The sequence below is a fragment of the Leptospira ainazelensis genome (assembly GCF_016918785.1).
Lineage (GTDB): Bacteria > Spirochaetota > Leptospiria > Leptospirales > Leptospiraceae > Leptospira > Leptospira ainazelensis.
Genome location: NZ_JAFFPT010000076.1, coordinates 1 through 654 on the forward strand (window position 1 = coordinate 1; position 654 = coordinate 654).

Consider the following 654-nt stretch of genomic DNA (forward strand, 5'->3'; position numbering starts at 1 on the left):
ATGAGTTAATGCCGCCTGAATTTATTCCAGGAAAGAGTCAGGAATTTTATAAAGGGCAAAGACGTAAAGAAAAAACAGAACTTTTTAAACGATATAGGTTGCGGGTAATTATCAATCATTATAAGCAGAAATTTTTTAACTGTTTTGAAAATCTATGTTTTAAATGCAAAACAGAAAACTCTTTAGTTATAGATCATCATATTCCTATGTCTTTGGGCGGGCATTTGGTACCAGGTAATATAGTAGCTCTTTGCAAAAAATGCAACGGTCAAAAATGGGATTTACCACCAGAAAAATTCTATTCAGCAAAAGAATTAAAAGAACTTCAATTACTATTAATTAAAGAAAAAGAAATTTTCGAATTTCAATTTAATTGGGATTATTGGAACAGAGATAGAGAAGGGTATTTGTTAAGTCTTGGCATTGATCGAAAATTAGTACACCAAGTCTTAACTGACAAAAATCATATCGATTACATTGAGGAATCAAATTCGGACTTAAGAATAAACTTAAATTTATCAGGTCTTTCGAAATTTAAGAAGACAATTGAATAAATAGACTCTTCGACTATCAAACGTCGGCTAACTTCGGCTTCTCACTCCGTTCGCGACTCACGGTTCCCGCTCGCGCTCACTTCGGGCTAAAGCCACATTG

1 protein-coding gene is annotated in these 654 nt (G+C 33.6%); it reads left to right on the forward strand.

The annotated features are described in order from the left end of the window. Positions 1-554 (forward strand): HNH endonuclease (locus JWG44_RS18470; protein ID WP_205276480.1); only part of this gene is annotated, 554 nt, incomplete at its 5' end. Positions 555-654 lie beyond the last annotated feature (100 nt).